This is a genomic window from Pseudoduganella sp. LjRoot289 (assembly GCF_964252925.1).
Taxonomy (GTDB): Bacteria; Pseudomonadota; Gammaproteobacteria; order Burkholderiales; family Burkholderiaceae_D; genus Rugamonas.
The window spans coordinates 5,222,833-5,248,422 of the sequence record NZ_CAXUPN020000001.1 but is presented as its reverse complement, the minus strand read 5'-3'; the positions used below and the strand labels follow the sequence as shown (position 1 = coordinate 5,248,422).

The window sequence follows — 25,590 nt, the reverse complement described above, 5'->3', positions numbered from 1 at the left end:
ACCTGGCTGATCAGGGCGGCGGTGGCGGGTGCGCTGGCACTCGTCTTCCTGGCCTATTTGCGGCCGGACTTCTTGCTGGATCTGGCGGGGCGCTTCGTGATGTGCTTCTGAGCGGTGTCCCTGGCCGCTTTGCCGCCGGCTTTCACGCGCGCGGTGTAAGGGCTTTTGGTGACGAAACTGCCGTCGGCGGAGGTGTACTGTTTTGCTGTCAGCGCCGAAGGCAGCGCGGTCTCGTCCAGCCCGGCCAGCAGGTTCTTCGGATCGGTGCGGGCGCCGTTGTAGAACGCTTCCAGGTGCAGATGCGGGCCGGTCGAGTGGCCGGTCTTGCCGGACTCGCCGATGGACTGGCCGGCCGCCACCTCGTCGCCGACCTTGACGTCGCGGCTGTTCAAGTGGGCGTACAGCGAGCGGAAACCGTTCATGTGTTCGATGACGACCACTTCGCCGTACTTCCTGTCGCCTTCGTAGCGATTGGTGGAGGCCACCACCACGCCGCTGTCGGTGGCCTTGACGGGCGTGCCGACCGGGGTGGAGAAATCGACGCCGCCGTGGGCGCGGCGGCCGCGCAGCGCGCCGAAGAAGCTGCTCACGCGCGCTGTCGCGCCTTCAAGAGGCCAGTGCCATTTAGCCGGCTTTTCCGCCGCCACTGGCGTGCTCTGGGGCACCACGATTGGTTCGGCATACGCCGGCTGTGCCAGCGGCAAACCCAGCGATAAATAGATTGTGGTCAGAACCAAGGGCAGGATGGGAGAGGAAAGTTTGCGCATAAGGCCGGCGAGTGTCGCACAGGCCGCGCCGTCCGGCAAGTACGCTCCACTTCCTGCTGGCAGCGCCCCAACCCTGGGGTCAGGTCACAACCCTGGGGTCAGGCCTGCAATCGTGCAATTCCCGGCTGGGGTCGGGCCTGCAATCATGCAATTAGAGGCCCCGCATCGTGAGCGTTGCAGCGTTGGTTTTGAGTGCAAGGCAAGTCCAGCAGCCAGCTCTTCAGCGCAGGTTGCCATGTGCCCGCTTTGCGAATTGCCCGCTAGCCCGGGCATGATGGCGATGGTTACCCAGGAATGATGCCGCTCAAATATGCACGCATGCACGCCTGACCCCAGCCGGGAATTGCACGAATGCAGGCCTGACCCCAGGGTTCCCAGGGTTAGACTTTCAGGAATTCCTCGCGGCCGCCGAGCCAGCGCTCGAGGTGGGTTTCCACCGTGGCGGCGCTGGCGGGGTCGTGCAGCAGGGCGTGGGCGACGTCGCGCGCCTGGTCGACCAGCCAGCCGTCGGTTTCCAGGTCGGCGAAGCGCAGCATGGCCTGGCCGCTTTGCCGCGCACCGAGGAATTCGCCGGGACCGCGTATCTCCAGGTCGCGCCGCGCGATTTCGAAGCCGTCGGTGGTTTCGCGCATCGTCATCAGGCGCTGCTTGGCGACCTGGCCCAGCGGGCTCTGGTAAAGCAGCAGGCAGACGCTGGCCGCCGACCCCCTGCCCACGCGCCCGCGCAGCTGGTGCAGCTGCGACAGGCCGAAGCGTTCTGCGTGCTCGATCACCATCAGCGAGGCGTTCGGCACGTCCACGCCCACTTCGATCACCGTGGTCGCCACCAGCACCTGCATCTCGTTGGCGCTGAAGGCGTCCATGATGGCTTGCTTTTCGGCGGGCTTGAGGCGGCCGTGCACCAGGCCGACACGCAGGTCCGGCAGCGCCTCGGCCAGCAGCGCATGCGTGTCGGTCGCGGTCTGCAACTGCAGCGCTTCCGATTCCTCGATCAGCGGGCAGACCCAGTACACCTGCCGCCCCTCGAGTGCCGCCGCATGCACGCGGGCGATCACTTCGTCGCGCCGGTTCTGGTCGATGGCGCGCGTGACGATGGGTGTGCGGCCCGGCGGCAGCTCGTCTATCACCGACACCTCGAGATCGGCGTAATAGGTCATCGCCAGGGTGCGCGGGATGGGCGTGGCCGACATCATCAGCTGGTGCGGAATGGCGCCCGCGTTGCCCTTGTTGCGCAGCGTGAGGCGCTGTCCCACGCCGAAACGGTGCTGCTCGTCGACGATCACCAGGCCCAGGTTCTCGAACGCGACGTTGTCCTGGATCAGCGCGTGCGTGCCGATCACCAGCCGCGCCTCGCCCGATTCGACCAGCTCGGTGGCCAGCGCCTTTTCCTTTTTCTTCAGGCTGCCCGTCAGCCACACCACCTTCACGCCCAGCGGCTCCATCCACGCGGCGATCTTGCGGAAGTGCTGGTCGGCCAGGATCTCGGTCGGCGCCATCAGCGCCGCCTGGTAGCCGCTGTCGATCGCTTGCGCGGCCGCCAGCGCGGCCACCACGGTCTTGCCGGCGCCGACGTCGCCCTGCAGCAGACGCTGCATCGGATACTGCTGGCGCAGGTCGGCGCGGATCTCGTCGAGCACGCGTTGCTGCGCGCCGGTCAGCTTGAACGGCAGCGCGGCCTGGAAGGCGGTCGACAGCTGGCCGACTTTCCTCAGCGCGGCGGCGCCCTTGGAGCGCCGCGCCTGCTGCGCGCGCTTCAACGACAGCTGCTGCGCCAGCAGTTCGTCGAACTTCACGCGCGTCCATGCCGGATGCGAGCGGTCCATCAGCGCGTGCTCGTCCACTTCCGGCGTCGGGTAGTGCAAGAGCCGCACGGCGGGCTCGAAATCGCTCAGGTGCATGCGCCGCACCAGTTCCGCCGGCAGGGTGTCGGTCCAGTCGACGCGCTGCATGGCGTCGGTGATGGCGCGCCGCAGGATGTACTGCGGCAGGCCTTCGCCGGACGGGTACACCGGGGTCAAGGACGCCGGCAGCGGCGCCCCTTCATTGATCACCTTGTACACCGGATGCACGATTTCCGCGCCGAAGAAGCCGTGCTTGACCTCGCCGCGCGCGCGCACCCGCGTGCCCTCGGCCAGCTGCTTGACCTGGCTGCCATAGAAGTTCATGAAGCGCAGCTGGATGCCGCCCGTCTCGTCGGCGATGTGCACCAGCAGCTGCTTGCGCGGCTTGAAGGTGATTTCATTCTTGGTGACGATGCCTTCCACCTGCCACGACTGGCCGCCGCGCAGGCAGGCGTCGGCGATCGCAAAGACCTGCGTTTCATCCTCGTAGCGCATCGGCAGGTGCAGCACCAGGTCCATATCGGTGCGCAGGCCCAGTTTGGCGAGCTTGGCTTCGGCGTTGGCTGCGGTGATTTTTCCGCCCTTGGCTGCGGGTTTTTTAGGAGGTTTTTGCGTCGGTTCGGGCATAGCTTAGGCAAATTCGCGGTGCTTCCCTTCTACTAGCGTAAAATAGAGGGTTGCCCAACAGTTTCAGAAGTGCGTCATGTATTCTTTATCAGATTTCGATTTTAACTTGCCACAGGAGCGCATAGCGCAATTTCCGCTGCCGGACCGCAGTGCTTCGCGCCTGCTGCACGTCGACGGTGCTGAACTGCACGACCGCCAGTTCACCGACATCCTGGACCAGCTCCAGGCCGGCGACCTGCTGGTGATGAACGACACGCGCGTGCTGAAAGCCCGTTTCTTCGGCGTCAAGGACAGCGGCGGCAAGGTCGAGGCCTTGGTCGAGCGCGTGCTCGATACCCGCACCGTGCTGGCCCAGGTGCGCGCCTCCAAGTCGCCCGGCCCCGGCGTGAAGATCCGCCTGGCGGACGCCTTCGACGTCACCGTCGGCGAGCGCGCCGGCGAGTTCTACACCCTGCACTTCGAGGATGACGTGTTCGACCTGATCGAGGCCCACGGCCGCCTGCCGCTGCCGCCCTATATCGAGCACACCGCCGACGAATTCGACGAAACGCGCTACCAGACCGTGTTCAACAAGGTGCCGGGCGCCGTCGCCGCGCCCACGGCCGGCCTGCACTTCGACGAGGCGCTGCTGCAGAAATTGAAGGACAAGGGCGTCAATTTCGCCTACGTCACGCTGCACGTGGGCGCAGGCACCTTCCAGCCGGTGCGCACCGAGAACCTGGCCGAGCACAAGATGCACACCGAGTGGTACACCATGCCGCAAGCGACCGTCGACGCCGTGCGCGCCACCCGCGCCGCCGGCCACGACGTGGTCGCCGTGGGCACGACCAGCTTGCGCGCGCTGGAATCGGCCTCGCAGAGCGGATCGCTGGAGGCGGGCAGCGCCGACACGGCCCTGTTCATCACGCCCGGCTACCAGTTCAAGACGGTGACCCGCTTGATCACCAATTTCCACCTGCCGAAATCGACCCTGCTGATGCTGGTGTCGGCCTTCGCGGGCTATGAGGAGATCCGCCAGGCCTACGCCCACGCGATCGCCAACGAATACCGCTTCTTCAGCTACGGCGACGCGATGCTGCTGACCACGCAGTCCCGTGCTAAAAATTAGGATACAGAATGCTTGAATTTAAACTCATCAAGAACGACACCACCGGCTTGACCAAGGCCCGCCGCGGCACCGTGAAACTGAACCACGGCGAGGTGCAGACGCCGATCTTCATGCCGGTCGGCACCTACGGCTCGGTGAAGGCGATGTCGCCGCTGGAGCTGAAGGAAATCGGCGCGCAGATCATCCTCGGCAACACCTTCCACCTGTGGCTGCGTCCGGGCAACGACGTGGTGGCCAAGTTCGGCGGCCTGCACAAGTTCATGGGCTGGGACAAGCCCATCCTCACCGATTCGGGCGGCTTCCAGGTGTTCTCCCTGGGCGACATGCGCAAGATCACCGAGGAGGGCGTGCACTTCAATTCGCCCATCAACGGCGACAAGCTGTTCCTGTCGCCCGAGGTCTCGATGCAGATCCAGCGCGTGCTCAACTCCGACATCGTGATGCAGTTCGACGAGTGCACGCCCTACGAGATCGACGGCCGCCCGGCCACGGTCGAGGAGGCGGCCAAGTCCATGCGCATGTCCTTGCGCTGGGCCCAGCGCTCGATGGACGAGTTCAAGCGCGGCGAGAACCCGAACGCGCTGTTCGGCATCGTCCAGGGCGGCATGTTCGAGAGCCTGCGCGACGAATCGCTGGCCCAGCTGGAGGAAATCGACTTCCCGGGCCTGGCCATTGGTGGCCTGTCGGTCGGCGAGCCCAAGGAAGACATGATGCGCGTGCTGGCCCACGTCGGCCCGCGCCTGCCGCCCAACAAGCCGCACTACCTGATGGGCGTGGGCACGCCGGAAGACCTGGTGGCCGGCGTGTCGAACGGTGTCGACATGTTCGACTGCGTGATGCCGACCCGCAACGCGCGCAACGGCTGGATCTTCACCCGCTACGGCGACATCAAGATCAAGAACGCACGTTACAAAGAAGACATGGAACCGCTGGACGCGAGCTGCGCCTGCTACGCCTGCCGCAATTTCTCGCGCGCCTATCTGCACCACCTGTTCCGCTCGCAGGAGATCCTCGGTGCGCGCCTGAACACCATCCACAACCTGCACTACTACCTCGACATCATGCGCCAGATGCGCGAGGCGCTCGACGAGGACCGTTTCCCGGCCTGGGTGGCGCAATTCCACGCCGACCGCGCGCGCGGCATCTAAGCAATTCGTTCATTCTTGCAAATACATTTATTGCCCCCACTTAGCCCGGACGTCTGGCGCGTCCCGGCCAGTGCTAGAATACAGCGCTATTTTTTCAAACTAATCAACTGGAGTTCCCTGTGTTCATTTCCAATGCCTACGCCCAAAGCCCGACCGACGCACTCGGCCTGGGCGGTAATCTGACCAGCTTCCTGCCGCTGGTACTGATGTTTGTGGTGATGTATTTCCTGATGATCCGTCCTCAGCAAAAACGCGCCAAGGAACAGAAAGCCATGATGGACGCGCTGGCCAAGGGCGACGAAGTCGTCACCGCGGGCGGCATCCTGGGCAAGGTCTCCAAGGTGACCGACACCTATGTGACCGTGGAAGTGGCCGCCGGAACCGAAATCGTGGTGCAAAAGCCATCGATCACCACGCTGCTGCCCAAGGGCACGCTGAAAGCGCTGTAATACACCACGGGCCGCCCTATGTCGCATAGCGCGGCCCGTTTGAGTCTCTCCTGGAACGCAGAATAATATGAACCGCTATCCTGTCTGGAAGTACATCATCATCGCCATTACCGTGCTGTTGGGCGCACTGTATACGGCTCCGAATTATTTCGGCGAATCGCCGGCGCTGCAGGTCACCAGTGGCAAGGCCACGGTCAAGGTCGGCGGCGAACTGACGTCGCGCGTCGACGCGGTGCTCAATCAGGAAAAGCTGGCGCATGAGGGCGTGAGCCTGGACGGCACCGGCAGCCGCACTTCCGTGCGCGTCCGCTTCAGCGACACCGACACCCAGTTCAAGGCCAAGCTGGCCCTGGAGCGTGCGCTGAACCCGGACCCGTCCGACCCGGCCTACATCGTCACCAACAACCTGACGCCCAATACGCCGCGCTGGATGCAAAGCATCGGCGCGCTGCCGATGTACCTGGGCCTGGACTTGCGCGGCGGCGTGCACTTCCTGATGCAGGTGGACGTGCAGGCGGCGCTGGAGAAAAAAGTACTGGGCGTGCAGACCGCCGTGCGCGGCGCGCTGCGCGACAAGAGCATCCGCCACGCCGGCATCGAGCGCAAGGGCAACACCGTGGAGGTGAAATTCCGCGACGCCGAAACCCGCAGCGCCGCCAAGGCCCTGATCTCCGAGCAGATGCCGGACCTGGACCTGGTCGACGGCGCCGACGGCAGCGACCTGCTGCTCACGCTGAGCCTGAAGCCGGCCGCGCTGAAGGAAGCCATGGCCAACGGCGTGCGCCAGAACATCGCCACGCTGTCCAAGCGTGTCAATGAACTGAACGTGGCCGAACCGTTGATCCAGCAGCAGGGCCCGGACCGCATCGTGGTCCAGCTGCCCGGCGTGCAGGACGTGGCGCGCGCCAAGGCCATCATCGGCCGCACCGCCACGCTGGAAGTGCGCATGGTCGACGACAGCATCACCCCCGGCACCGAGCTGCAAAGCGCCGTGCCGTTCAACTCAGAGCTGTTTACCGTCGGCAAGGGCGTGCCCGTGATCCTGAGCAAGGACATCACGCTGACCGGCGAATACATCTCCAGCGCCACCGCCAGCTTCGACCAGAACCACCAGCCGGCCGTGTCGATCGACCTGAACGGCGACGGCGGCCGCAAGATGCGCGAAGCGACCCGCGACCGCATCGGCAAGCGCATGGCCATCGTGCTGTACGAGCAGAAGGGCAAGCCGGAAGTGCTGTCCGTGGCCACCATCCAGGATGAGCTGGGCAGCCGCTTCAACATCACCGGCATGGGCAACGCCGAGAACTCGGCCGAACTGGCGCTGCTGCTGCGCTCGGGCGCGCTGTACGCGCCGATGACCGTGATCGAGGAACGCACCATCGGCCCCGCGCTGGGCGCCGAGAACATCAAGAAGGGCGAGCTGTCCATGGTATACGGCTTCGCCGCCATCGCCGTGTTCATGATCGCCTACTACATGATGTTCGGTTTCTTCAGCGTGCTGGCGCTGGGCGTCAACCTGCTGCTGCTGATCGCGCTGCTGTCGAAGATGCAAGCCACGCTGACCCTGCCCGGCATTGCCGCTATCGCGCTGGCGCTGGGCATGGCGATCGACGCCAACGTGCTGATCAACGAGCGTATCCGCGAAGAGCTGCGCGGCGGCGCGTCGCCGCAGGCTGCCATCGCGGCCGGTTTCGACCGCGCCTTCGCCACCATCCTCGACTCCAACGTCACCACGCTGATCGTCGGCCTGGCGCTGCTGGTGTTCGGTTCGGGCGCCGTGCGCGGTTTCGCCGTGGTGCACTGCCTGGGCATCCTGACGTCGATGTTCTCCGCCGTCTTCGTGTCGCGCGGCGTGGTCAACCTCTGGTACGGCCGCAAGAAGAAGCTCCAGTCCGTCGCCATCGGCACGGTCTGGGTTCCCGGCCAGTCGTCGAAATAAAGAAGGTAGATACTCATGGAATTTTTCCGCATTAGAAAAGACATCCCCTTCATGCGCCACGCGTTGGTCTTCAACGTGGTGTCGGCGCTGACCTTCGTGGCGGCGGTGTTCTTCCTGTTCCACAACGGCCTGCACCTGTCGATCGAGTTCAAGGGCGGCACCGTGATGGAGGTGAAATACCCGCACGCGGCCAACCTCGAGGCCATCCGCCACACGGTGGAAGGCCTGGGCTACGACCAGCCCGAAGTGACCAGCTTCGGCACCGCGCGCGACGTCATGCTGCGCCTGCCCATCGTGCAGGGCGCGCAGGGCAAGGACGCCGCCAACGCCTCGCAAAAGGTGTTCGAGGCGCTGTGCAAGGCCGACCAGGGGTCGGTCAAGCGGGTCGAGTCGGTCTCCGCCAAGGGCGAGCAGATCGCCAAGAGCGCTTGCGTGGACGCGGCCGGCGCCGAGACGGTGCAACTGAACAAGGTCGAATTCGTCGGCCCGCAGGTCGGCGACGAGCTGGCCCAGGACGGCCTGAACGCGCTGGTGATGGTGGTCATCGGCGTGATGATCTACCTGGCCGTGCGCTTCGAGTGGAAGTACGCGGTCGCCGCCATCATCGCCAACCTGCACGACGTGGTCATCATCCTCGGCTTCTTCGCCTTCTTCCAGTGGGAATTCTCGCTGACGGTGCTGGCGGCGGTGCTGGCGGTGCTGGGCTACTCGGTCAACGAGTCGGTGGTGATCTTCGACCGTATCCGCGAAAACTTCCGCAAGCAGCGCAAGGCCTCGGTGCATGAGGTGATCGACAACGCGATCACCTCCACCATCTCGCGCACCATCATCACCCACGGCTGCACCCAGATGATGGTGCTGTCGATGCTGCTGTTCGGCGGCCCGACGCTGCACTACTTCGCCGTCGCGCTGACCATCGGCATCTGTTTCGGCATTTACTCGTCGGTGTTCGTGGCAGCGGCCGTGGCCATGTGGCTGGGCGTCAAGCGCGAAGACCTGATCAAGCCGGTCAAAGAGAAGGACGAAACCGACGGCGCCGTGGTGTAAATCCATAGCCCCCGACGATGCCGCCACGCGCAAGCCTGGCGGCATTTTTCATAAGGATGCGAGATGAGCCGAACCGGACGACTATTCCAGCTGATGGACGCCATGCGCGGCAGCCGCCGCCCCGTCACGGCGGCCGCGCTGGCCGAGCAGCTGGGCGTGTCCGAACGCACCATCTACCGCGACATGCAAACCCTGGCCGAGCTGGGCGCGCCGCTGCAGGGCGAGGCCGGGGTCGGCTATTTGCTGCGGGCCGGCTTCTTCCTGCCGCCGCTGATGTTCGGCGCCGAGGAGCTCGAGGCCCTGGTGCTGGGCGCGCGCTGGGTCAAGCGCCAGGGCGATGCCGACCTGTCCAGGGCGGCCAGCAGCGCGCTGGCCAAGATCGCCACCGCGACGCCCAAGGACTTGCGCGACGACATGGCCGAGACCAGTTTGTGGGTGCCGATCGGCCTGAACGCCGAGCCGGCCGACGACCCGCACATCCGTCCCGCGCGCGAGGCGATCCGGCGCCAGCACAAGCTGCGCATCTGCTACAGCGACGAGCGGGGCAGGGGTTCCGAGCGCGTGGTGTGGCCGTTCGCGCTGGCCTATTTCGAAGGCCGGCGGCTGCTGGCCGCGTTCTGCGAAATGCGCGGCGCGCTGCGGCATTTCCGCATGGACCGCATCAAGTCGGCCGACACGATTGCCGAGCGTTATCCCACCCCGCGTCACGCCCTGCTCAAGACCTGGCGCGCCGAAAACGGCATAGGCGACGAAGTGTGAGCGATGTGTCAGCGCGCAGTGTTGGCTTTATGTGAGGCGGCGCACAGAGCGCGCAACCGCGCGGCCTTATAGTGGAACCGTCTCTTTCAGGACATCCCTAGTTTTGGACTTCGCCCGCCGCTCCCCGGCGGGTTTTTTTTGCCCGAGTTTCAATGGCATAGGCAAGCATATGCCATGAGAATGATTCTCATTTGTATTGGTTTGCGTTATTATGCGGGGCTGTCACTGTCGCGTTGAAAGTTCCGCCATGCCTGATGCAGTCCGCCGCCCCCGCTATATCCACCTGAGTTTCCTGCTGGTCGCCGCGCCCCTGTCCGGGGCCGCCCTGTGCCAGGAGGACCCTGTGCTCGAAGCCGTGCGCATCACCGCCGCGCGCGCGCAGGGTTTCGTGCCGAACACAGTGGAAGCGGGCAGCTTCCGGGGCGGCAGCATCATGGACGCGCCGTCGACGGTCAACGTCGTCACGCGCGAGGTGCTCGAGTTGCAGGCGGCGGGCGGCCTGTACGACGCGCTGCGCAACACCGCCGGCGTGACGCGCCAGCAGAACGCGGGCGACACCTGGGACCAGCTGGTCATACGCGGCATCGCGGTCGAGAACCGCACCAACTACCGCCTGAACGGTTCCCTGCCCATCATGAACTTCTCCCAGGTAGCGATGGAGAACAAGGAAAGGGTGGAGGTGCTCAAGGGCGCGTCGGCCTTGTACTACGGCTTCACCACGCCGGCCGGGGTGGTCAATTTCGTGACCCGGCGCGCCGGCGCGGCGCCGGTCAGCAGCATCGCCTTCCAGCTGGACGACAACGGCAGCGCCGTGGTGCATGCCGACCTGGCGCGCCGCTTCGGCGCCGCGAACGAATTCGGCCTGCGCGTGAACGTTGCGGGCGGCGCGCTGGGCAGCCACCTCGATGGCGTGGACGACGGCCGCCGGCGCTTTGCCTCGGCCGCGTTCGACTGGCGCGCGACACCGCGCCTGCTGCTGAAGGCGGACCTGGAATACGACCGCCGCCGGGTGACGGAGCAGGCCGGCGTTGCGCTGCCGGCCGCGGCCAACGGCGCGATCCCGCTGCCGCGCGCGGTCGATCCGCGCCGCCTGGTGGGCCCGGCCGGCGCCGTGTTCGACGCCCGCGTGCTCAACGCGCAGCTGCGCGCCGACTACGCGCTCGGCGACGCCTGGGCGCTCACCGTGGAGGCCGGGCGTTCGCAGACCGAGCGCGACCGCAGCCTGCCTATCTTCCGCTTCAATAGCAACGCCGCCGTGGCCACCGGCGCGGGCCGCATCAACGGCAACCTGCAGACTTCGATTGTGGCGTCCGAACTGCTGCGCGCCGAGCTGGCCGGCAGCTTCGCCACCGGCGCCATCCGGCACGAACTGACGCTGGGCGCGACCCGCACCGTCAAGACCCAGGACCCGATCTACCAGCGCAGCTACCTCATCGCGGCGCAGAACCTGTACCAGCCCCGCCCGGCCGGCGCCATCGTCCCGGGCGCGGCGCCGGCCGCACCCACCAGCGCCGCGCTGGCCTCGCGCGACGCGGGGCTGTACGCGCTGGACCGTATGGCGCTGGGCGCGCAATGGCAGCTGGTCGCCGGCCTGCGCCGCGCCGGCTACCGCAGCGAGCAAGGCACGGCGCGCTACGACGCCGCCAAGACCGCGCCGATGGCGGCACTGGTCTACAAGGCCGCGCCGCAGCTGTCCTTCTACGCCTCGGCCGCGCAGGGACTGGAGGAGGGCGAGGCCGGGCCGGCCGGCACCGTCAACCAGGGCGAGCGGCTGGCGCCGGGCGTCAGCAGGCAGCGCGAGCTGGGCGGGCGCTGGCGCGCGCCCGGCGGCACGCTGCTGTCGGCCGCGCTGTTCGACATCGCGCGTCCCGGCTACTACACCAATGCCGCCAACCGCTTTGTGGCGGACGGATGGCAGCGTTACCGCGGCCTGGAGCTGTCGACCCAGGGCCAACTGACGCGCCGGCTGGCCTGGCAGACTTCGGCCCAGTGGCTGGACCCGCGCTTCCGCGGCATCGGCGCGGCCTACGACGGCAAGCTGCCCGAGAACGCCGCACGCCAGACCGGCAGCGCCTTCCTGTCCTACACGCTGGACGCCGTGCCCGGCCTGTCGCTCAACGGCGGCGCCTATTTCACTGGCAAGCGTCCGGTGAACGATCTGGACCAGGCGTGGCTGGGCGGCACCACGCTGTTCGCCGCCGGCGCGCGTTACGCGGCGCCGGTTTGGGGCAAGCGCGCCACCTGGCAGATCAACGTGGAAAACGCCGGCGGCAAGCAGTACTGGGCGGCGGGCGGCACGCGCCTGTCGGCGGGCTTGCCGCGCACCGTGAAACTGGGCGTGAAGCTTGATTTGTAGGGAGGGCGGCTGCGCGATACTTGCCAAAGGCTACTGACAGAAACTGTCGCAGCGGCGTCTTATCATGGATGCATTAACCAACGACGGAGACAGCAACATGCGCATCTACCACAACGTGATTTCCTCCAACGCTCGCCGCGTCGCCATGGTGGCCGCCCACCTGAAGGCCGACGTCGAATTCGTCGAAATCAACCTGATGAGCCAGGACGACCGCCGCCGCCTCGGCGAACTCAATCCCAACTGCAAGATTCCGGTGCTGGAGGACGACGGTTTCCTGCTGTGGGAATCGTGCGCCATCATGCAATACCTGGCCGAGAAGACGCCGGGCCAGACGGTCTACCCGGCAGGCGTGCAAGTGCGTGCCGACATCAACCGCTGGATGTTCTGGGCCTGCCAGCACTTCGCCCCCGCCATCGGCGTGCTGACCTGGGAGCGGGTATGGAAAGGCATCGTCACCGGCCAGGGTCCGGACGCCAGGGAGGAGGAGCGCGGCGAGAGCGAGCTGGCCGACTACGCCACCGTGCTCGACAAGCATCTGGCCGGCCGCCAGTGGGTGGTGGGCGACAGCCTGACCCTGGCCGACCTGGCCTTGGCCGCGCCGGTCATGTACATCGACAAGGCGACGCTGCCGCTGGCCGGCTATCCGAACCTGATGGCCTGGTACGGCCGGGTGCAGCAGTTGCCGGCCTGGCAGCAGACCGAGCAGCAAGCCTGGCAGGCCTGACGCCATGTGCCTGCTTTGCGACACGGCGCGCAAGTCGCGCCAGCGCCTGGCCGGCGCTCCCGTCGAGGCGGTCCGGGCGGTCCGGCCCGCTTCCGCCCCGCTGCTCTCCAGCCTCCCCGCCGGCGCCCAGCCGGCGGCCAGACCGGTGCTCAAGCTCATCAGTGCCGGCTGATATTTTCGCAACGATGGTTTTGTTATAAGATGTCTTGGAGCGCTAATTTCCGATTGGCAAATCCATCACTTGCGAGAACCGAATTGAACAACATCAGCTACCTCGACCGCGCAGTCAATGCGCTGCGCACCATCGGCGTCAACCTCGGCAATCGCGAGGCGGCGCCGGTCATTCCCCTGCTGGAAAAGGTGTCGAAATATGACGCCGTGAAAATCACGGCCATCGCCACCACGCTGCAGTACTCGTCCACCTTCAATGCCGCCGTGCGCGAGCAGATCCAGGGCATGGACATCTCGACCCGCTACGCCGAGATCACCACCGGCTTCAACTCCATCCGCGAGGACGCGGAAAAGATGAGCGTCTGGATGGAGGACGGCCGCCTGGACTTCCAGAAGCGCATCCAGATGGGCTGGATGAAGATGCGGCGCGGCTCCATCCCGGACCGTTTCAACGACATCCGCGCCACCTACCTGGACGTGGCCAAGGCCGCCAACGAACAGATCCAGCGCGAGAACGCCATCCTGGAAGCCTACCGCGATTTCCGCATGGCGCTGAAGTCGTCCGAGGTGGACGCGCAGCAGGTGCTGGAGGTGGCCACCACCATGCTGGAGCAGCGCAAGGCGGCGCTGGACGCGGCCAACCAGGCCACCGGGAATGTGGCCGACGCCGTCGAGCGCGCGCGCCTGGAACTGGTGCGTGACGAGGCGCTGCGCGCGGTGCAGGACGAGGACAAGTCCTACCAGATCGTCAAGGACATCGCCGACGACCTGAAGACCTCCTACAACACCGCCGAGCTGGTGTTCGCCCGCCTGCAGCAGACCCACACCATCAAGGAGCGCATCTACCAGCGCGCCGTGACCTTCTTCGCCACCAATGAAGTGGTGTTCACCGGCCTGGCCGCGTCGTTTACCTCGATGGCCGGCCTGGCGGAAACCACCAGCGCCATGGACGCCATGACCGACGGCATCAACAAGGGCCTGGAAACGCTGGCCAAGTCCGGCGGCCAGCAGCTCGAAGCGGGGCTGCGCGCCGGCTACGGCTCGACGCTGAAAGCGAGTTCGGTGAGCGCGCTGGCCAGCGCCATCGTCGAGTTCCAGGGCAGCAGCCTGAAGCTGATCGAGGAGCTGCGCGAAGAATCCACGCGCACGTCGAAAGAGATCGAAGCCGCCACCGAGGACAGCAAGCAGCGCTTCATCGCACTGCTGAACAAGGGCGTGTAAATGGCCGGCGCGCTGTCCGAGCAGTTGGGGGCGATGGCGCTCATCGATGAACTGCGCCACCGGCAAATGGTGGTGTCGGAGCAGCTCGACCTGCCGCGCCGCCGCGCCGAGGTGGGGCAGCGCATCCGCGACTATTACGCCGCGCAAAACATCGCCGTCGACGAGGAGTTGATCGGCCAGGGCGTGCGCGCCTACTTCGATGGCCGGCTGCGGTTCGTCCCGGCCACGCCGGGCATGCTGGCCGGCCTGCTGGCGCGCGCCTATGTGCGGCGCGGCGAGCAGGCACGCGCCATGCGCTACGCGCTGGGCGCCTGCCTGGCCGGCGCCGCCGTCTGGGCTGGTGCCGTGTATGTCGACGATAGCCGGCTGCACCGGGCGGGCCGCGAGCGCGTGGTGCTGCTGTCCGGCGCGCTGGACGCGGCGCGCGAGCGCCAGAAGCAGGCCGGGGCGCTGGCGCGGCAACTTGGCAGCCGGGTCGCCGCCGCGCAGCCGCCCTTGGCCGCCGCCGCGCCCTTGCTGGCGCAGGCGCAGCTTGACCTGAGCCAGGCCGCCCCGGTGCTGCAGGGCGCCTTGCCCGACCCCGACGCCATCCGCCGCGGCAACGGCGGCGCCTTCCTGGCGCAGGTGGACCGGCGCCGGGCCGAGGTCGCGGCGGCGCAAGCCTTGCTGGAGCGGGGGCAGGGGCGCTTGCAGCGCCTGGAGCAGCTGCTGGCCGCGCGCTCCGGTCTCACGCAATTGCAGCGCCAGTACAGCGAAGCGGCCCAGTGGGAGGCGCCGCCGATCCGGCGGCAGGTGCGCGCCGTTCAGCGCGACCTGGAACAGCCGGGCGGGGCTGGCGCCACCGCCGCCATGGACGGCCTGCTGGTGCTGGGCCGCCAGCTGGCCGATGCCGGCACCATCGCCGGCGATATGCGCGATTTGCAAGCCTCCTCCGCACGGTTTGACAAGATGGGCCTGCCGGCGGAAGACCGCGCGCGCGTGGCGGCGCTGCGGCAGGCCGCCGCCGCCGCGGCCGCCCGCCTCGACGCGGCGCAGGTCACGGCGCTGGCCGCCGAAGCCCGGTCGCTGCTGGAGTTCGCCCGCCTGCCGCTGACGATACGCGTGGCTGACCGCCAGGGCGTACGGTCCGGTGTGGAGCGCAACTACAACGCATCCGGCGGCAAGTCCTGGTATCTGATCGTCGAAGCACTCGATGCCGACGGGCGCGCGGTGCCGGCCCCGGTGCGCAGCGTGGAGCGCGGCGCCAGCGGCTGGGCCAAGCTATGGGGCGTGCGCGTCAGCCGCGAGGAGTACCTGAAGGTGAAGGCCGAGAAGCAGTCCAGCGGCCATGTCGACAGCCTGGACATGGGCGGCAAAGCCGCCAACACGCTGACGGTGCACTACGCGCGCACGCTCAAACCCGAACCCGACATGATCACGGAGTGGTGATGGACCAGCACCGTTTTGCCAGTGAACTGAAGGACTTTTGCAAGGCGCGGGCTGCCGCGGCGGCTGAGCTGGAAAGCCGCTGCGCCGGCATCGCCGCCCGCCAGGCGCAATGCGACGGCCGCATGGCCGAGCGGCTGGCGCGCGTGGCCGCGCTGCAGCTGGACTTGCAGGTGGATTTCGACGACCGGGTCCGGGCGGAGCTGGCGGCGCGCGCAGCGGACGAGCAGCGCGAGCGCGGCCGTCTGCTCGAGATCAACGCCGGCCTGGACGCCGAGCTGTCCAGCCAGGAACTGGTGCGCCAGGAATTCAACGCCGTGCGTGCGCAGGCGGACGCGCTGTTGCGCGCCGACCCCGAATTCGCGCGGCGCTCGCTGGCTTGCGAGCAGGCTCTGGCGGCGCAGGCCGCGTTCAAGCCGGACCTGGAAGAATTGAGCGGCGAGTGCAGCGGCAAGCTGGCCGCTTTCCAGACCGGCCGCCTGTACGACTATCTGCGCCGGCGCGGCTACGGCGGCGGCAGCTACGCGGCGCCGGCCCTGGCCCGCGCCCTGGACGGCTGGATCGCGCGCCTGTGCCACTTCGATGTCAACCACCGGACCGAACAGACTTTGCTGTCCATGCAGGCCGAGCTGGCGCGCCGCGCCGCCAGCCTGGGCGTTGCCGTGGCGCGCTGCGAACGCGACGCGCAGATGCTGGCCGACGCCGCGGCGGAAAAAGCGGGGCTGCCTTCGGTCGACGCGCGGCTGGATGCGCGCAAGGAGGCCGCCAGGCGCTTGCGCGCGGACGCGGCACGCGTGCAGGACACGCTGGACGCCTACGCCAGCAAGACCGATGCCCGCTACCGCTCGGCGCAGGCCATGGTGGTGGACTATCTGAAGGCGCAGAGCATAGAACAGCTGGTGGCGCAGACGAAGAAAACGCAGGGCGCGGACGAGGCGCTGGCCGGGGAAATCGGCGAACTGGCGCGGCAGCGCGCGGCGGTGCGGGCGGAGTACGAGGAAGCGTCCGGCCGTTACCTGCAGGCCAAGCTGGCGCTGGCGCGCGCGGACGAGCTGTCGGACGGCCTGCGCCGCACGCTGCCGGGCCGCCACAGCGTGGTCGAGCACAGTTTCGGCCGCAAGCTGGACTTGCAGGCGCTGATGGCCGATCACGCGTCCGGCGCGCTCTCCGCGGACGCGGCGCACGTGCTGGTGGAACGCCACCGCAAAGTGCGTTTCATGGGGAGCTATACTTCGGGCAGCGGCACCGGCGCTGGCATCGGTATCGTCAGCGGAGCCGGCAGCGGCGCCTGGGCGGAGCAGCCGGGAGACGCGTCGTCCAGTCCCACCTCAGGGGCCGACAGCTTTTCCTCGTCCGACAGCAGCGGTGGCGGCGGCTACAGCAGCAGCGACAATTTTTAAGAAGGAAGCACAGAAATGGCGGCAAAGGGAAGCCTGAGCGAGCAGCTGGGAGCGATGGCCATCGTTGACGCGTTGCGCCACAAGCAGATGGTGGTCGACGAACATCTCGATCTGCCCAAGCGGCGCGCCGAAGTGGCGCAGCGCATCCGCGAGTATTACGCGGCCAGCCGCCTGGTCGTGGACGACGAGCTGATCGCCGAAGGCGTGCGCGCCTATTTCGCCCAGCGCCTGGAGTTCGAACCCGGTCCGGGCGAGGACGCCGAGCGCGACAAGGCGTTGCAATACATCAGCCTGCAGCGCGCCCAACAGCGCGCCGGCCAGGGCCGTGCGCCGGGCTGGATGCGGTGGCTGTCGCGCCTTGTCAAATAAGCCCATGCTCGCCGCCGACTTCACCGCCGCCATCGCGGAAAACACGCGCCTCTACCAGGGCAAGCTGGAAAGCTGCGACGCGCGCGCCGCCGAGGCGAGCAGCGACGAACTCGCGCTGGAACAAAAAATTTCCGGCCTGCTGCGGCAGGTCGCCGCGCTGCAGCTGGACCAGAACGACGGCGTCGCCGCCGAAGTGGAGCGCGAGCTGGCTTTCCGCGCCGACGAGGAGCAGGCCCTGCGCGCCGAGCTGCAGGCCGTCAACAGCGAGATCGCCAACCACGTCGCGGCCATCCGCCAGCGCGGCGCGGAGATCAGGGAGGCGGCGCTGCGGCCCGGCGCCCATCTGGACATGGCCCAGGCGCTGCAGGCCGCCCGCGAGGCTTACCAGCGTGCCGAGCAGGCGCACGAGGCGCTGCTGGCGATGAACGCCGAACTGGAGGCCGAGATCGGCGCCAAGCTGGCGCGCTACGACAGCGACGAGCTGTACGTCTTCCTGCGCGAGGCCGGTTATGGCACCGCCGCCTACCGCCGCGACGGCGACGAGGCGGCCAAGGATGCGTGGATGGCGGGCCTGTGCAATTTCGACGCCAACCGCCGCAACGAGCACATCCTGCTGGCGATGCGGCAAGCCTTGCCGGTGCGCGCCGAACGCGGCGCCCAGGCGCTGGCGGAGGCGCGCGATGCGCTCGACCGGCTGTCGTTCGCGCCGCCCCCGCCCACCATCGCCGAGCGCATCGCGCAAGCCGTGGCGCCGCTGGAGGCGGCTGTCGGGCAGGCCGACGAGCGTGTGCGACGCGTGCGCGCCAGCTTGGCCGACTACGCCGCGCGGCGCGACGCGCGCTATCTGCGGGCGCAGGAGCTGCAGGCGGCGGGGCTGAAGGCGATGCCGGTCACGGACCTGATCGCGCAGGCGCGCGCCACGCCGAGCCCGGAGGACGACAGGTTGGTGCTGGAGATCGTCAACCTGCAGGACAAGCTGGCGGCCAGCCGGCGCGACTACGAGCGTGCGCTGGCCGCGCGCGCGCACGCCGAGGCGGATGCGCAGCGTGCCGAGGCGCTGGAGGACGACCTGCGGCGCGGCGGCTTCATCGGCACCAGGGAACTGGATTACCGCGACGGGCTGGATTTGCCGCAGCTGATCGCCCGCTACATGAACGGCGAACTGTCCGCCGGCGCCGTCACGCGCGAACTGCAGCAGTACGCGCGCGAACTGCGGCCGAAGTTCCGCTACGGCGAGACGGATTGGGGCGCGGGCCCCCGCTAGCGGCCGCGTTTGGGGACGACTACAGCGCGCCTTGCAGCTGCCGTTCCAGCGCCGCCACGCCGGCTGCCACGTCCACGTCCGCGCCCAGGTCCTTCATGGTCGAACCCAGCGCGTGCAGGGTGCGGAACAGGTGGTGCGCGCGGCACTGTTCGCCCATCTGGCCGATGCGCACGATGTTCAAGCCGAACGAACCGGAAATCTCGACCCGGTACTTGAGCGAAATCTGCTCGCAGATCTCGGCCCGGTTGATCCCTTCCGGCACCACGATGCCGACCACCGAATTCAGGCGCGACTCCGGCGCGCCGTACAGCGTCAGCCCCATCGCCTCCACGCCGCGCTGCAGGCCCAGCGAGCAGCGCAGGTGGCGCGCGAAGCGCTGCTCCAGCGTCTCCTGGCAGATCAGGTGCAGCGCCTCGTGCAGCGCCAGGATGCCCGACACCGGCGCCGTGTAGTGGTAGGACGCGTTGTGCCAGAACTGCTCCGCCAGTTTGGCGTCCAGGCACCAGTGCGGCGGCGCCGCCGGGCGGGCGTTGATGCGCTCCCAGGCGCGCTCGGAAAACGCGATCAGCGACACGCCGGGGATGGAGGACAAGCCCTTCTGGCCGCCCGTCACCACCGCGTCGATTTTCCAGTTGTCCATTTCGCAGGGCATGGTGCTCAGCGTGCAGACCGCGTCCACGATCACGTAGCAGCCGTAGTCGCGCGCCAGCTGGGTGATCTGCGGCAGGTGGATGTTGAACACGGTGGACGAGGTTTCGCCCTGCGCGATGGTCAGCACGTCGGGGCGGAAGCGCTCCAGGTGGGCGCGCACGGCCGCCACCTGGGCCGCCTCGCCGTCCGGCACGTCCAGGCATTCCACCTGGGCGCCGACGCGGTTCGCCATCTCGGCGAAGCGGCGGCCGAAGTAGCCGTTGCAGACGCTGAGCACGCGGGTGCCGGGGAACACCAGGTTGGCCACGCTCATTTCCATCGCCGCCGAACCCGGCCCCGCCACGCCCAGTATCCAGCGCGATTCGGTCTGGAACACATAGCGCGCCATTTCCTTCATCTGGTGGATGATCTTCGCCATCGTGCCGCCGAGGTGGTTGATGACGATGGAATTGGCCTGCGCCACGCTGTGCGGTATCGGCACCGGGCCGGCGCCCATCATCAGCAGCGGTTCGGAAGGGAGCAGGGAGTTGATACTGTCTACGGTCGGTGGGGAGAACATGGCGGCTTTAAGCTGGAGTTGATGTTGCAACAACTATAGCATTGCCAGCCGGGCGGCGCTGGAGGCGGCCCTCGGTGCGCCTCAGAGCATCAGCACCGCGAACAGGGACTGCACTTCGTTGGCCGATTCGCGCAAGATGGTGTCCAGCGTGCCTTCGCCCACGGCGAAGTCGATGGTGCGGGCGGACGCCGGGGTGGTGGCGCCGGGGCGCTGGTGCAGCGGGGAGGGGACCGGCGCCAGGTCGTTGGCCAGCAGCAGGGTGTCGCCCAGGTTTTCCGGCGGCAGCGCGCGCAGGCCGTTCCACATCGCCTCCACCGACTGCATCACCGCTTCCGGCACGATCAGCTTGCGCAGCACGCCGCGCCCGATCTCCACTTCGCCATGCTCGACCCAGTCCTCCGGCTCGCCCTCCATGATGCCGGGGTAGGCCTCGGCCTGCGACAACAGGTAGAAACCGCCGACTTCATGGATGATGCCGGTGAACAGCGCGGTGTCGGGATCGACATTGGTGACGCGGCGCGCGATCACCTGCGCCAGCGCCGCCACGTGGGCGGTGTGCTGCCACAGCTGGCTGGCCATGGCTTTCAGGGCGGGATCGGTGATTTTGCTGCCGAGCTGGCGCACGATCAGGGCGGCCACCAGCGATTGCAGGGTGCGCACGCCGAGCCGCTGGACGGCCGAGCGCACACTGGAAATTTCAGTGCCGGAACGGTTGTAGGCCACCGAGTTGGCGATGGCCACGGTGCGCGCGGCCAGCAGCGGGTCGGCCTGGATCAGCTTGGCGGCCGCCTCGACGTGGCAGTCGGGGTCGGCCAGCGCCTCCTGCAGGCGGATCGACGCGTTCACATTGGTGGGAAACGCAAGTTCCCCCCGGCTCGCTTGAGCAGCGATATGCTTGAAGGCGTCCAGTCTGTCCATTGGGAAATTATACCCAGAATATTGCCGTGTGGAATTTAATTATGTCACATTGCTTAACATTCCCGCAAATTATGCGCCAGACCGGGACGCCCGACAAATCCTTTAGTCTGCTTCGCTGAAGATGGCGTCGCAGCCTTCGCTGGTGCCTTCGCTGTCTTGCAGTTCGTCCACCAGGCCGAGGTCGAACAGTTCTTCGATCGCGTTCATGAAGCTGTTGTGCTTGGTCGCGCCGATCAGGCGGTAGATTTCGCCTTCTTCATTGCGCACACCGATCAGCAGCTTTTCCTGGCGCACTTCGTCCGGGGTGGCGACGTTGAGCAGCAGGTTGCCGATGATGTGCTTGTCGAATTTCGCAGGCTTTTTGCCTTCGAGCAGGGAGGTTTTCAATGTCGTTCCTTCGTGTTGTAGAGGGGGAGGGCGCCGGGGCCCGCTTGCGCTCAATCCCGGACGCCGCCTGCCGATATCACTTCTTTGAGGCCGGACAGGGTTTTTTCAAGGGCGGCGAAGTCGTCGTCGCTGTAGCGGGCGAACACCTTGCCGCCGCGCGCGACGACTTTGGGGAATACGTCGCGGAACACTTGCTCGCCTTGCGGGCTGAGACGGATGAACCACGAGCGCTTGTCGTCCAGGCTGCGTTCGCGTGCGACCAGCCCTTTCTGCTCCAGGCGCTCGATCACGCCCGTCAGCGTGCCTTTGGTGATCAGGGTCTTGTCGCCGAGTTCCTTGTAGGACATGCCTTCGGTGTTGCCCAGCGTGGCGATGATGTCGAATTGCGCATGGGTCAGCCCGCACTGCCGGACGTGCTCGCCCGACAGGCGCTCAAAGCCCTGCATGCATTCGGCCAGCAGCCGGATACTTTTCAAATATCGATCACCCATAGACCATGATTATAGCGCCCGCGCCGCGAATGTCCCGCCCGGGCCTGCTGCGCGCGGGCAATCGCGGTACACTACGACGGCCGGTTGATTTAATAATATTAAAAACAGATAGCCTCCCATGCCTAACCACGCCCGCGGCATCGCCGCCCTGCTGCTTGTCACCCTGGTCTGGGGCACCACCTTCCCGGCCATGAAGGACATGACCAACTACCTGTCCACCAACTGGATCGTGGTATCGCGCTTCGCGCTGGCCAGCGTGATCCTGTCGCCCTTCCTGCTGCGCGCCTCGTGGGCCGACGCCCGCTACGGCTTCTTCAGCGGGGTGCTGCTGTTCTTCTGCTACCTGTTCCAGGTGGAGGGCCTGGCGCTGACCAGCTCCAACCGCAACGCCTTCGTCTGCGGCCTGAACGTGCTGGTGCCGCCGCTGCTGGGCGTGTTCCTGGGCAAGATGCCCGAGCGCCGCATCGTGGCCGCCCTGGCGCTGGCGCTGGCCGGCCTGTTCGCGCTGTGCTGGGACGGCGCCTTCACCTGGGGCCGGGGCGACACGCTGGCCCTGCTGGCGGCGCTGACCTTCGGCTGCTACATCAAGCTGATGGAGGTCTACACCCGCAAGGCCGAGCGCCTGATGTCGCTGACGGCGGCGCAGATCTGCACGGTGGCCGTGTGCGCCGCGCTGTGGATCGCGCTGCGCGAAGTGCCGCGCGGCCCGGTGGCGGCGCCGCAGGACATGGGCGATTACTGGGAATACATCTGGCAGGGCCTCAAACTGTACCGCTGGAACCTGCTCTACCTGGGCGTGGTGGCCACCGCCCTCATCATTTCGCTGCAGACCTGGGGCCAGAGCCACAGTTCGGCCAACGAGGCGGCCGTCATCTACGCCTTCGAGCCGGGCTGCGCGGCCATTTTCGGCTATTTCTGGCTGGGCGAAACCCTGGCCTGGAGCGGGCTGCTCGGCGCGGTATTGTTGATCTCCGGTATGATAGTGAGCCAATGGAACGTGGCGCGGCCTCCCACCGCGCTCGCGCCCGAATAAACCTGATCCACCGAACCGCCTAGCTTAGATCCGCCGATGCCGTTTGCCAATTTGTCCCGCCTGTCCCAGGAGCAGCCGCTGCGCGTGCTGCTGGTCAACGCGGGCGAAGCGGACTGTCTCACCTGGGCCGGCCTGGTCCAGCCGCTGCGCCTTGCCGCGCGCAGCGTGGGCCCCCGCTTCCAGCTCGACGTCCGCAGCCCGCAGCAGCTGGCGGACGGCGGCGCCGGCGGCTGGCACCTGGCGCTGCTGGTGGCCGACGAAAGCCAGCAAGCCTTGCCGCCCGTGCTGTGCCGCGCCGTCATCGAGCGCCTGCGCGCCGCGTCCTTCTGGGGCGGGGTGGGCGCGGGCGTGCTGTGGCTGGCCGAGGCGGGGCTGATGGGCGGCGTGCGCATCGCCCTGCCGTGGGCGCTGTACGCCGACACCGAGAGCGTCACCGAGCGCGCCATCCTGACCCCGCACCTGTTCGAGATCGACGGCGTCCACCTGAGCTGCTGCGGCGGCGCCGCCAGCGCCGACTTCGCGCTGACCTTGGTGGAGGCGCTGTACGGCGCCAATGTGCAGGCCGAGGTCAAGGAGGCGCTGTGCATCGACCGCGTGCGCGGGCACGAGGAGCGCCAGCGGGTGGCGCTGCAGGCGCGCTTCGGCGCCCTGCAGCCCAAGCTGTCGGAGGCGGTCACCTTGATGGAGACCAATATCGAGGAGCCGCTGTCGACCGACGACATCGCCAACCTGGTGGGGCTGTCGCGGCGCCAGCTGGAGCGCCTGTTCAAGCAATACCTGGGCAGCCTGCCGTCGCGCTACTACCTGGAGCTGCGCCTGCAGCGCGCGCGCCAGCTGCTGCTGGAAACCAATTCCTCCATCGTGCAGGTGGGCCTGATGTGCGGCTTCTCGTCCGGTTCGCATTTCTCGACCGCCTTCGGCACCCTGTTCGGCAACACGCCGCGCGAGGAAAGGCAGCGCAAGCTCAACGGCTAGTGACGTGCTGCCGGCGCACTATCCCCGCGTCTCGGCCGGCAGCGCCACGATGCCGTGCGCGGCGCTGGCGGTGCGGTCGGTGGGCACCGGCGCCACCAGCGGCAGGCTCAGGTCGAAGCGCGTGCCCTGGCCCTCCTCGCTGTGCAGCGCGATGCCGCCGCCCAGCAAGCCCGTCACCAGGTTCTGCACGATGTACAGCCCCAGGCCGGAGCCGCCCTGGCCCATGCGGGTGGTGAAAAAGGGGTCGTACACCTTGTTGCGGAACGCGGCCGGGATGCCGGCGCCGTTGTCCGCATAGGTCAGCAGCACCCGCTCGCCCTGCACGGTGGCGTCGATGTGCACCACGCCGCCCGGATGGCCGGCGAAGCCGTGCAGCAGGGTGTTTTCCAGCAGGTTGGACAGCACTTGCGCCAGCGGGCCGGGGAAGCTGTCGAGCTCGATGTCCTCGGCGATGTCGAGTTCCACCCGGTGCTGCGTGTTCTTCCATGCATTGTGGTGGGTGGCGATCACTTCGCGCGCGATGTGCGCCAGGCCGAAGCGGCGCCGCCGCACGCTGGCCTGGTCCACCGCGATCTCCTTGAAATTGTCGATCAGCGCGGAGGCGCGGTAGGCGTTGCGCTCGATGATGCCGCAGGCCTGCGCGCACTGCTGGACGAAGGCGTCGGCCTGCGAGCGGCGCAGCCCGCCGCTGGCGAGCGCCTGGCCGAAGTCGCGCACCAGGTCGCGCAGCGAAGTGGCGGCCGTCAACGTGCTGCCCAGCGGCGTGTTCAGCTCGTGCGCGATGCCGGCCACCAGCCGGCCCAGCGAGGCCACTTTTTCGGTCTGCAGCAACTGGTCGGCGGCCAGGCGCAGTTCCTCGTTGGCCAGGCTCAGTTGCTCGGTGCGCTGTTCCACGCGCAGTTCCAGCGCCGCGTTCAGCAGCTGGATCTCGTCCTCGCGCGCGCGCCGCATCGACACTTCCCGCTGCAGCTCGGCGGTGCGGCGCTTGACCATCACCCGCAGCTGCACGATGAACACCACCGCCACCAGCACCGCCGCCAGCAGCGCGCCCAGCGGCCGGTAGTCCGTTTCGTGCGTGAACTGCACGGTGGACCATTTCTGGCGGATGGCGTCGCGTTCGGTGCCCGGGATGGCGCTCAGCGCCAGGTCGAGGATGGACAGCAGTTCGGGCCAGTCCTTGCGCACGCCGTAGCCGATGTCGTAGCGGAAATCCGTTTCGCCGGCGACGCGGATATCGGTCGCGCCTTGCTCCACCAGCTGGTGGGTGCCGGTCAGCAGCGGGCCGACGAAGGCGTCGATCTGGCCGCTGCGCAGCAGCTGTGTTGCCTGCGAGAAGTTATCGGTGGGCACTGTGACGATGGCCGGCCAATGGATTTTGAGCAGCTCCGCCACCCGGGTGCGCGCCGACACGCCGACCCGCTTGCCCACCAGGCCGCCCAGCCCGCCGGGCGGCGGCGAGCCGACCCGGTTGAAAATGACGATGGGCGTGCTCATCATGGAGCCGGTCACGCTCATGTAGATGCTGCGCTCGGGCGACTGGGTGATGGCGGACACGATGTCGACCTCCCTGCGCTGCACCCTGGCCAGCTGGTCGGCCACGCTCTTGCTGGGCACGATCTCGAAGCGCACGCCCAGCATGGCCTCCATCCGTTGCAGGAAATCGACCGAGATGCCGCGCTGCACGCCGTCTTCGCCGCGCCATTCGACGGGCGCCCGGCCGGCGTCCATCGCCACGCGCAGCACCGGGTGCGCCGCCAGCCAGGCGCGCTGGGCTGGCGTCAGGGACAGGGCGCGCGGCGGCGCCGCCGCTGCCGGAACGCCGCCGGCGGGCGCGCTGGCGGGGACCTGGGCGGCGCCCGCCAGCAGCCAGATGGCGGCCAGCCAGCCTGCCAGCAGTATTCTCGCTTTTTGCATGTCAAACCTTGGGCAAGACCGTACGGAACAGGATAGCCGAGTATTTC

The 25,590-nt window shown here is 67.5% G+C and carries 23 protein-coding genes; 16 read left to right on the top strand and 7 right to left on the bottom strand.

The genetic code is table 11. The features are described 5' to 3' along the window. Positions 1 to 53 precede the first annotated feature (53 nt). Both ACSQ8Y_RS22560 and recG read right to left on the bottom strand, forming a co-directional pair. A complete protein-coding gene (locus ACSQ8Y_RS22560) occupies positions 54 to 590 on the bottom strand; it encodes a M23 family metallopeptidase (protein ID WP_436268662.1) in 537 nt (178 codons plus the stop codon). Between the two features lie 557 nt (positions 591 to 1,147). Further along, positions 1,148 to 3,235: an ATP-dependent DNA helicase RecG gene (gene recG / locus ACSQ8Y_RS22555; protein WP_436268661.1), complete on the bottom strand. Its 2,088-nt coding sequence runs from the start codon at positions 3,233 to 3,235 to the stop codon at positions 1,148 to 1,150. A 76-nt stretch (positions 3,236 to 3,311) separates the two neighbouring features. Here recG and queA point away from each other — a divergent pair, with 76 nt between their 5' ends. The 14 genes from queA (at position 3,312) to ACSQ8Y_RS22485 (ending at position 18,615) form a co-directional block, all read left to right on the top strand. Next, entirely contained in the window at positions 3,312 to 4,343 is a 1,032-nt protein-coding gene (queA, locus tag ACSQ8Y_RS22550; protein ID WP_436268660.1) for a tRNA preQ1(34) S-adenosylmethionine ribosyltransferase-isomerase QueA, read from the top strand. Positions 4,344 to 4,351: 8 nt separating this feature from the next. Then, positions 4,352 to 5,491 (top strand): tRNA guanosine(34) transglycosylase Tgt, encoded by a 1,140-nt coding sequence (gene tgt / locus ACSQ8Y_RS22545; RefSeq protein ID WP_436268659.1) that lies wholly within the window; start codon positions 4,352 to 4,354, stop codon positions 5,489 to 5,491. A gap of 119 nt (positions 5,492 to 5,610) precedes the next feature. Further along, on the top strand, positions 5,611 to 5,940 hold the full coding sequence (yajC, locus tag ACSQ8Y_RS22540; protein WP_436268658.1) for a preprotein translocase subunit YajC: 330 nt from the start codon (positions 5,611 to 5,613) through the stop codon (positions 5,938 to 5,940). A 67-nt stretch (positions 5,941 to 6,007) separates the two neighbouring features. Continuing rightward, a complete protein-coding gene (gene secD / locus ACSQ8Y_RS22535) occupies positions 6,008 to 7,879 on the top strand; it encodes a protein translocase subunit SecD (RefSeq protein ID WP_436268657.1) in 1,872 nt (623 codons plus the stop codon). 15 nt (positions 7,880 to 7,894) lie between these two features. Further along, entirely contained in the window at positions 7,895 to 8,926 is a 1,032-nt protein-coding gene (secF, locus tag ACSQ8Y_RS22530; RefSeq protein WP_436268656.1) for a protein translocase subunit SecF, read from the top strand. Between the two features lie 63 nt (positions 8,927 to 8,989). Continuing rightward, complete coding sequence (locus ACSQ8Y_RS22525; protein ID WP_436268655.1) at positions 8,990 to 9,685, top strand: helix-turn-helix transcriptional regulator; 696 nt, start codon at positions 8,990 to 8,992, stop codon at positions 9,683 to 9,685. Between the two features lie 247 nt (positions 9,686 to 9,932). Continuing rightward, the gene (locus tag ACSQ8Y_RS22520; protein ID WP_436268654.1) at positions 9,933 to 12,041 is read left to right on the top strand and encodes a TonB-dependent siderophore receptor; all 2,109 of its coding nucleotides are present in this window, start codon (positions 9,933 to 9,935) and stop codon (positions 12,039 to 12,041) included. Between the two features lie 64 nt (positions 12,042 to 12,105). Next, positions 12,106 to 12,765: a glutathione S-transferase family protein gene (locus tag ACSQ8Y_RS22515; RefSeq protein ID WP_436268653.1), complete on the top strand. Its 660-nt coding sequence runs from the start codon at positions 12,106 to 12,108 to the stop codon at positions 12,763 to 12,765. 4 nt (positions 12,766 to 12,769) lie between these two features. Next, on the top strand, positions 12,770 to 12,937 hold the full coding sequence (locus tag ACSQ8Y_RS22510; protein WP_436268652.1) for a hypothetical protein: 168 nt from the start codon (positions 12,770 to 12,772) through the stop codon (positions 12,935 to 12,937). 83 nt (positions 12,938 to 13,020) lie between these two features. Further along, positions 13,021 to 14,157, top strand: coding sequence for a merozoite surface protein 3b (locus ACSQ8Y_RS22505; protein ID WP_436268651.1), 1,137 nt, complete (start codon positions 13,021 to 13,023; stop codon positions 14,155 to 14,157). Further along, the gene (locus ACSQ8Y_RS22500; protein ID WP_436268650.1) at positions 14,158 to 15,585 is read left to right on the top strand and encodes a DUF6384 family protein; all 1,428 of its coding nucleotides are present in this window, start codon (positions 14,158 to 14,160) and stop codon (positions 15,583 to 15,585) included. Then, positions 15,585 to 16,982: a hypothetical protein gene (locus tag ACSQ8Y_RS22495; RefSeq protein WP_436268649.1), complete on the top strand. Its 1,398-nt coding sequence runs from the start codon at positions 15,585 to 15,587 to the stop codon at positions 16,980 to 16,982. Before ACSQ8Y_RS22500 ends, ACSQ8Y_RS22495 begins: the two co-directional genes overlap by 1 nt. A 15-nt stretch (positions 16,983 to 16,997) precedes the next feature. Beyond that, positions 16,998 to 17,351, top strand: coding sequence for a DUF6384 family protein (locus ACSQ8Y_RS22490; protein ID WP_436268648.1), 354 nt, complete (start codon positions 16,998 to 17,000; stop codon positions 17,349 to 17,351). Positions 17,352 to 17,355: 4 nt separating this feature from the next. Further along, positions 17,356 to 18,615: a hypothetical protein gene (locus ACSQ8Y_RS22485; protein ID WP_436268647.1), complete on the top strand. Its 1,260-nt coding sequence runs from the start codon at positions 17,356 to 17,358 to the stop codon at positions 18,613 to 18,615. Between the two features lie 19 nt (positions 18,616 to 18,634). Here the strand turns inward: ACSQ8Y_RS22485 and ACSQ8Y_RS22480 are convergent, their stop codons facing one another. The 4 genes from ACSQ8Y_RS22480 to ACSQ8Y_RS22465 all read right to left on the bottom strand — a co-directional run bounded on the left by ACSQ8Y_RS22480 (position 18,635) and on the right by ACSQ8Y_RS22465 (position 21,621). Beyond that, the gene (locus ACSQ8Y_RS22480; protein ID WP_436268646.1) at positions 18,635 to 19,825 is read right to left on the bottom strand and encodes a pyridoxal-phosphate-dependent aminotransferase family protein; all 1,191 of its coding nucleotides are present in this window, start codon (positions 19,823 to 19,825) and stop codon (positions 18,635 to 18,637) included. A gap of 81 nt (positions 19,826 to 19,906) precedes the next feature. Next, positions 19,907 to 20,743, bottom strand: a complete 837-nt coding sequence (locus ACSQ8Y_RS22475) for an HDOD domain-containing protein (RefSeq protein WP_436268645.1) — start codon at positions 20,741 to 20,743, stop codon at positions 19,907 to 19,909. Between the two features lie 102 nt (positions 20,744 to 20,845). Beyond that, a complete protein-coding gene (locus ACSQ8Y_RS22470) occupies positions 20,846 to 21,130 on the bottom strand; it encodes a hypothetical protein (protein WP_436268644.1) in 285 nt (94 codons plus the stop codon). Positions 21,131 to 21,180: 50 nt separating this feature from the next. Next, a complete protein-coding gene (locus tag ACSQ8Y_RS22465) occupies positions 21,181 to 21,621 on the bottom strand; it encodes a MarR family winged helix-turn-helix transcriptional regulator (protein ID WP_436268643.1) in 441 nt (146 codons plus the stop codon). Positions 21,622 to 21,739: 118 nt separating this feature from the next. Here ACSQ8Y_RS22465 and ACSQ8Y_RS22460 point away from each other — a divergent pair, with 118 nt between their 5' ends. After that, positions 21,740 to 22,654, top strand: coding sequence for a DMT family transporter (locus ACSQ8Y_RS22460; protein WP_436268642.1), 915 nt, complete (start codon positions 21,740 to 21,742; stop codon positions 22,652 to 22,654). Between the two features lie 36 nt (positions 22,655 to 22,690). Continuing rightward, positions 22,691 to 23,629 carry a GlxA family transcriptional regulator gene (locus ACSQ8Y_RS22455; protein WP_436268641.1) on the top strand — a complete coding sequence of 313 codons (939 nt, stop codon included), beginning with the start codon at positions 22,691 to 22,693 and terminating at the stop codon, positions 23,627 to 23,629. 18 nt (positions 23,630 to 23,647) lie between these two features. Here the strand turns inward: ACSQ8Y_RS22455 and ACSQ8Y_RS22450 are convergent, their stop codons facing one another. After that, the gene (locus tag ACSQ8Y_RS22450) at positions 23,648 to 25,543 is read right to left on the bottom strand and encodes an ATP-binding protein (protein WP_436268640.1); all 1,896 of its coding nucleotides are present in this window, start codon (positions 25,541 to 25,543) and stop codon (positions 23,648 to 23,650) included. Positions 25,544 to 25,590 lie beyond the last annotated feature (47 nt).

Bases quoted from the DNA above. Each gene is read 5' to 3' on its own strand.
- tgt (WP_436268659.1), top strand. From the start codon at position 4,352: ATGCTTGAATTTAAACTCATCAAGAACGACACCACCGGCTTGACCAAG.
- ACSQ8Y_RS22490 (WP_436268648.1), top strand. From the start codon at position 16,998: ATGGCGGCAAAGGGAAGCCTGAGCGAGCAGCTGGGAGCGATGGCCATC.
- ACSQ8Y_RS22525 (WP_436268655.1), top strand. From the start codon at position 8,990: ATGAGCCGAACCGGACGACTATTCCAGCTGATGGACGCCATGCGCGGC.
- ACSQ8Y_RS22455 (WP_436268641.1), top strand. From the start codon at position 22,691: ATGCCGTTTGCCAATTTGTCCCGCCTGTCCCAGGAGCAGCCGCTGCGC.
- ACSQ8Y_RS22475 (WP_436268645.1), bottom strand. From the start codon at position 20,743: ATGGACAGACTGGACGCCTTCAAGCATATCGCTGCTCAAGCGAGCCGG.
- ACSQ8Y_RS22485 (WP_436268647.1), top strand. From the start codon at position 17,356: ATGCTCGCCGCCGACTTCACCGCCGCCATCGCGGAAAACACGCGCCTC.
- ACSQ8Y_RS22495 (WP_436268649.1), top strand. From the start codon at position 15,585: ATGGACCAGCACCGTTTTGCCAGTGAACTGAAGGACTTTTGCAAGGCG.
- recG (WP_436268661.1), bottom strand. From the start codon at position 3,235: ATGCCCGAACCGACGCAAAAACCTCCTAAAAAACCCGCAGCCAAGGGC.
- ACSQ8Y_RS22515 (WP_436268653.1), top strand. From the start codon at position 12,106: ATGGATGCATTAACCAACGACGGAGACAGCAACATGCGCATCTACCAC.
- ACSQ8Y_RS22510 (WP_436268652.1), top strand. From the start codon at position 12,770: ATGTGCCTGCTTTGCGACACGGCGCGCAAGTCGCGCCAGCGCCTGGCC.
- ACSQ8Y_RS22520 (WP_436268654.1), top strand. From the start codon at position 9,933: ATGCCTGATGCAGTCCGCCGCCCCCGCTATATCCACCTGAGTTTCCTG.
- ACSQ8Y_RS22460 (WP_436268642.1), top strand. From the start codon at position 21,740: ATGCCTAACCACGCCCGCGGCATCGCCGCCCTGCTGCTTGTCACCCTG.
- ACSQ8Y_RS22480 (WP_436268646.1), bottom strand. From the start codon at position 19,825: ATGTTCTCCCCACCGACCGTAGACAGTATCAACTCCCTGCTCCCTTCC.
- ACSQ8Y_RS22500 (WP_436268650.1), top strand. From the start codon at position 14,158: ATGGCCGGCGCGCTGTCCGAGCAGTTGGGGGCGATGGCGCTCATCGAT.
- queA (WP_436268660.1), top strand. From the start codon at position 3,312: ATGTATTCTTTATCAGATTTCGATTTTAACTTGCCACAGGAGCGCATA.
- ACSQ8Y_RS22465 (WP_436268643.1), bottom strand. From the start codon at position 21,621: ATGGGTGATCGATATTTGAAAAGTATCCGGCTGCTGGCCGAATGCATG.
- secD (WP_436268657.1), top strand. From the start codon at position 6,008: ATGAACCGCTATCCTGTCTGGAAGTACATCATCATCGCCATTACCGTG.
- secF (WP_436268656.1), top strand. From the start codon at position 7,895: ATGGAATTTTTCCGCATTAGAAAAGACATCCCCTTCATGCGCCACGCG.
- ACSQ8Y_RS22450 (WP_436268640.1), bottom strand. From the start codon at position 25,543: ATGCAAAAAGCGAGAATACTGCTGGCAGGCTGGCTGGCCGCCATCTGG.